This window comes from Pseudomonas sp. NPDC087803 (genome assembly GCF_044742995.1).
Taxonomy (GTDB): Bacteria; Pseudomonadota; Gammaproteobacteria; order Pseudomonadales; family Pseudomonadaceae; genus Aquipseudomonas.
The window spans coordinates 1-5172 of the sequence record NZ_JBIUVO010000117.1 but is presented as its reverse complement, the minus strand read 5'-3'; the positions used below and the strand labels follow the sequence as shown (position 1 = coordinate 5172).

At 61.8% G+C, this 5172-nt stretch carries 4 protein-coding genes and 1 pseudogene; all 5 read left to right on the top strand.

The window, feature by feature from the left end; genetic code table 11:
* Window positions 1–27: 27 nt before the first annotated feature.
* Window positions 28–1389, top strand: a complete 1362-nt coding sequence (accC, locus tag ACIOUG_RS26500; protein WP_401070063.1) for an acetyl-CoA carboxylase biotin carboxylase subunit — start codon at window positions 28–30, stop codon at window positions 1387–1389.
* 256 nt (window positions 1390–1645) lie between these two features.
* Window positions 1646–2524 carry a 50S ribosomal protein L11 methyltransferase gene (prmA, locus tag ACIOUG_RS26495; RefSeq protein WP_103485976.1) on the top strand — a complete coding sequence of 293 codons (879 nt, stop codon included), beginning with the start codon at window positions 1646–1648 and terminating at the stop codon, window positions 2522–2524.
* A 30-nt stretch (window positions 2525–2554) separates the two neighbouring features.
* Window positions 2555–3847 carry a DUF3426 domain-containing protein gene (locus ACIOUG_RS26490; protein WP_401070060.1) on the top strand — a complete coding sequence of 431 codons (1293 nt, stop codon included), beginning with the start codon at window positions 2555–2557 and terminating at the stop codon, window positions 3845–3847.
* A gap of 185 nt (window positions 3848–4032) precedes the next feature.
* Complete coding sequence (gene dusB, locus ACIOUG_RS26485; protein ID WP_108592690.1) at window positions 4033–5043, top strand: tRNA dihydrouridine synthase DusB; 1011 nt, start codon at window positions 4033–4035, stop codon at window positions 5041–5043.
* A pseudogene (locus ACIOUG_RS26480) lies at window positions 5040–5172 on the top strand (DNA-binding transcriptional regulator Fis); the annotation flags it as partial. The gene dusB and the pseudogene ACIOUG_RS26480, both read left to right, overlap by 4 nt.

The window sequence follows — 5172 nt, the reverse complement described above, 5'->3', positions numbered from 1 at the left end:
CACCATCGTGTGCACAGCGGAGAGCCTATGATCACTGCGAAGTTGGACAAAGTTCTGAACGCTAACCGCGGAGAGATCGCCCTGCGGAGTCTGCGTGCCTGCAAAGAGATGGGCATCAAGACCGTCGCCGTTTACTCCAAGGCCGACAAAGAGCTGATGCACCTGGGTCTGGCAGACGAATCCGTCTGCATCGGCCCGGCTTCTGCCGCTCAGTCCTACCTGCACATCCCGGCCATCATCGCTGCCGCTGAAGTGACTGGCGCTACCGCCATTCACCCAGGCTACGGTTTCCTCGCGGAAAACGCCGATTTCGCCGAGCAAGTCGAGAACTCCGGCTTCGCCTTCATCGGCCCGAAAGCCGACACCATTCGCCTGATGGGCGACAAGGTATCGGCCAAGCACGCGATGATCGAAGCCGGCGTACCAACCGTTCCAGGTTCCGACGGCCCGCTGCCGGAAGACGAAGAAACGGCGCTGCGCATCGGTCGTGAAGTCGGTTACCCGGTGATCATCAAGGCCGCTGGCGGCGGCGGTGGTCGCGGCATGCGCGTGGTGCACAAGGAAGAAGACCTGATCGCCTCGGCGAAACTGACCCGCTCCGAAGCTGGCGCGGCGTTCGGCAACCCGATGGTCTATCTGGAAAAATTCCTGACCAACCCGCGTCACGTCGAAGTTCAGGTACTGTCCGACGGCCAGGGTCACGCCATCCATCTGGGCGACCGCGATTGCTCGCTGCAACGCCGTCACCAGAAGGTTCTCGAAGAAGCGCCGGCACCGGGCATCGACGAGCAGGCGCGCCAGGAAGTTCTGGCTCGCTGCGTCAAGGCGTGCATCGACATCGGCTACCGTGGCGCCGGCACGTTCGAGTTCCTGTACGAGAACGGTCGCTTCTACTTCATCGAAATGAACACCCGTGTTCAGGTGGAGCACCCGGTTTCGGAAATGGTCACCGGTATCGACATCGTCAAGGAGATGCTCAGCATCGCCGCTGGCAACAAGCTGTCGTTCACTCAGGATGACGTGGTTATCCGCGGTCACTCGCTGGAGTGCCGGATCAACGCTGAAGACCCGAAAACCTTCATGCCGAGCCCGGGCACGGTCAAGCATTTCCACGCACCAGGCGGTAACGGCGTTCGAGTCGATTCGCACCTGTACAGCGGTTATGCGGTTCCGCCGAACTACGACTCGCTGATCGGCAAGCTGATCACTTACGGCGCCACCCGCGACGAAGCCATGGCGCGCATGCGCAATGCCCTGGACGAAATCGTGGTGGACGGGATCAAGACCAACATCCCGCTGCACCGTGATCTGACCCGCGACGAAGGCTTCTGCAAAGGGGGCGTGAACATTCACTACCTCGAGCACAAGCTGGCAGGCGAGAAACACTAAGGTTCAGCCCGCACCTGACAAGGCCGCCTTCGGGCGGCTTTGTTGTTTCTACAGATTACATAAACCCCTGTGGGAGCGGGCTTGCTCGCGAATGCGGTGTATCAGATACATTTATTTGTCTGGCACAGCGCCTTCGCGAGCAAGCCCGCTCCCACAGGGTGCAATGCAGCTCCCACAAACCCTGCGCGCTCGCGTAAACTTGCGCGCTTCTCGCTGGCCGCTAGGCTGCAATCATATTTTTTCAAAGGTGCCCGCCATGCCTTGGCTGCAAGTACGTCTCGCCATCAGCCCGGAACAAGCCGAAACCTACGAAGACGCTTTCCTTGAAGTCGGCGCCGTTTCGGTGACCTTCATGGACGCCGAAGATCAGCCGATCTTCGAGCCGGAACTCAACACCACCCCACTGTGGGCGCACACGCACCTGCTGGCGCTGTTCGAGGGCGGCACCGAGCCTGCGCCGGTGCTCGCGCATCTGGAGCTGCTGACCGGCAGCCCGCTGCCCGAACATCACAGCGAAGTCATCGAAGACCAGGATTGGGAACGCAGCTGGATGGACGGTTTCCAGCCGATGCGTTTCGGCCAGCGCCTGTGGATCGTGCCGAGCTGGCACGCTGCGCCCGAGCCTGAGGCGGTCAACCTGCTGCTGGATCCGGGCCTGGCGTTCGGCACCGGCACCCACCCGACCACCGCACTGTGCCTGGAATGGCTCGACGGCCAGGATCTGAAAGACTGCAACGTGCTGGACTTCGGCTGCGGTTCGGGGATTCTGGCGATTGCCGCCCTGCTGCTCGGCGCGAAAGAAGCCGTCGGCACCGACATCGACGTGCAGGCGCTGGAAGCCTCGCGCGACAACGCCGGGCGCAACAACATTGCCGATGAGCTGTTCCCGCTGTACCTGCCGGAAGATTTGCCGCAGGTCAAAGCCGACGTACTGGTCGCCAACATTCTGGCCGGCCCGCTGGTTTCCCTGGCGCCGCAGCTGTCTGGTCTGGTGAAAACCGGCGGTCGTCTGGCGCTGTCAGGCATCCTCGCCGAACAAGGTGAAGAAGTCGCCGCCGCCTATGCGCAGGACTTCGATCTCGACCCGATCGCCAATCGCGATGGCTGGGTGCGTATCACCGGCCGTCGGCGCTAGAATGGCCGCCTGCATAATCCGGATCGCCGCATGACCGACAGTTTCGTCACCCAGTGCCCGCATTGCCAAACCAGCTTCCGCGTCAGCCATGCTCAATTGAGCGTGGCCCGCGGAGTGGTTCGCTGTGGCGCCTGCCTGCAAGTGTTCAACGCCGCCAAACAGCTGCTGGAACAACACGCCGGCAAGGACGCGGTCACCCCGGTGGCGCCGACCATGGTTCAGCCAGCAGCATCTCAGCCGGTGGTCAGCGAGCCGCCGCCGGTGGTCGAAGCGCCCGTCAACGACGAACCGCCCGCGCCGCGCGCCATCAGCCAGAAGCAATGGAGTGCCAGCGAGCTGGATCTGGACAGCCTCGACCTGGACGAAGAACTGGCCCGACTCGAGCAGCGGGAAATCCAGCCGACTACCGAATTCGGTCGTCAGCGCGAAGAGTCCCTGAGCGCCCGCCGCGACAGCCCTGAAGCCGATGAAGCGGAGTGGCGCGACAGCCTGTTCAGCGCACGCGACGATGAACGCCTGCCCGAGCCCGAAGATCAAGTCGAGCCGGAGATCGTCGAATCCGAACCACTGAAAACCGCGCGCACCGAGCCTTCATTGTCGCTGGAGCCAGTGGATCTGGATGACGAGCCGCCGATCCCGCAACTGCGCCTGCACGACCCGATCGACCCGAATGCCCGCCGCGAACGCCTGTCCGCCAACATCGAACCCGTCGATGACGACCTGCCACCGGTCGCACCGCTGCGCAAAAAGCGTGAGCGTGCCGAACCCGGCGTGCGCGCCGAAGTGCTACAGGATCTGACCGACGACCCGCTGCAACTGGACTGGCAGAAACGCCGTTCGCCGTGGGGCCGACGCCTGCTCTGGGGCTTGCTGGTGCTGTTGGCCGCCGCCGGTCTGGCCGGCCAGTACATCGCCTATCATTTCGATGAACTGGCGCGGCAGGATCAGTACCGCCCGTGGTTCCAGCAGTTCTGTCCGCAGATCGGCTGCACGGTGCCGTCCAAGGTCGACATCGGCAAAATCAAAAGCAGCAATCTGGTGGTGCGCAGCCATCCGGAGTTCAGCGGGGCGCTGGTGGTGGATGCGATCATCTACAACCGGGCGACATTCTCCCAGCCGTTTCCGCTGCTTGAGCTACGCTTCGCCGACCTCAACGGTCATCTGATCGCCAGTCGTCGCTTCAAACCCGGCGAATACCTCAACGGCGACCTTGAAGGCATGGCGGAAATGCCGCCACAGACGCCAATCCACATCGCGCTGGATATCCTCGATCCAGGCCCGAAAGCGGTGAATTACAGCCTGAGTTTCCACTCGCCCGAGTGAATCGCTTCACCGCTTCAGGTTTGACGGCAGTTTTCTGACTTCGCCCGCGCTCACCAAACCGCTGGCAATAACAAAATAACTGTTCAGATTTTGTTCAATTCAGCCTTTATCCAGTCATCGAGAGCGGGTATCATGCCAACCCTTTTTCGAACTCTCATGATCCGGCCCCACTTCAGGGAAGTCCTATGTCGGCGGTACGCATCGGCCCATATACATTGCAGAACGGTTTGATTCTCGCCCCAATGGCGGGGGTCACCGACCAGCCCTTTCGTCAGCTTTGCAAGCGTTTGGGCGCAGGGCTTGTAGTCTCGGAAATGGTCACCAGTGACATGAGCCTGTGGAATACCCGCAAGTCGCGCATGCGCATGATCCACGAAGGCGATCCCGAGCCACGCTCGGTGCAGATTGCCGGTGGTGATGCGCAGATGCTGGCGGACGCGGCACGGGCCAACGTCGAACTGGGCGCGCAGATTATTGATATCAACATGGGTTGCCCGGCAAAGAAGGTCTGCAACAAGGCCGCCGGCTCCGCGTTATTGAAAGACGAAGCACTGGTTACCGAGATCCTGCAGGCTGTCGTCGCTGCAGTGGATGTGCCGGTGACCCTGAAGATCCGCACCGGATGGGATCGCGACAACAAGAACGGCCTGACCGTGGCGAAGATCGCCGAGCAGGCCGGGATCACCGCGCTGGCAGTGCATGGCCGCACGCGCGCCGATCTGTACACCGGTGAAGCCGAGTACGACACGATTGCCGCGATCAAGCAGGCGGTGTCGATCCCGGTGTTTGCCAATGGCGATATCGATTCGCCGGAAAAGGCCCGTTACGTGCTCGACGCGACCGGTGCCGATGGCCTGCTGATAGGCCGGGCTGCCCAGGGGCGGCCATGGATTTTTCGCGAGATCGAACACTTCCTGCGTACCGGCGAGAAATTGCCGGCGCCGGAGCTGATCGAAGTGGAACGCATCCTGCTGGAGCATCTGGCCGCACTTCACGCCTTCTACGGGGATGTGATGGGCGTCCGTATTGCCCGCAAGCATGTGGGCTGGTATCTCGCAACCTTGCCGGGCGCCAGGGAGTTTCGCGCCCACTTCAATCGTTTGGATGGTACGGAAACACAATGCGCCAACGTCCGGGAGTTTTTCGCCGAGCGTTACAAGAGCCTGACAGGGGACGAAGAAGGGGTGGCCGCATGACGATGATGACCGAGACTTTAGTGAGTGGAACAGCACCCGTGAGCGACAACGTGAATTTGAAACAGCACCTCAATACCCCGAGCGACGAAGGTCAGACCCTTCGCGGGAGTGTCGAGACGGCGCTGCACA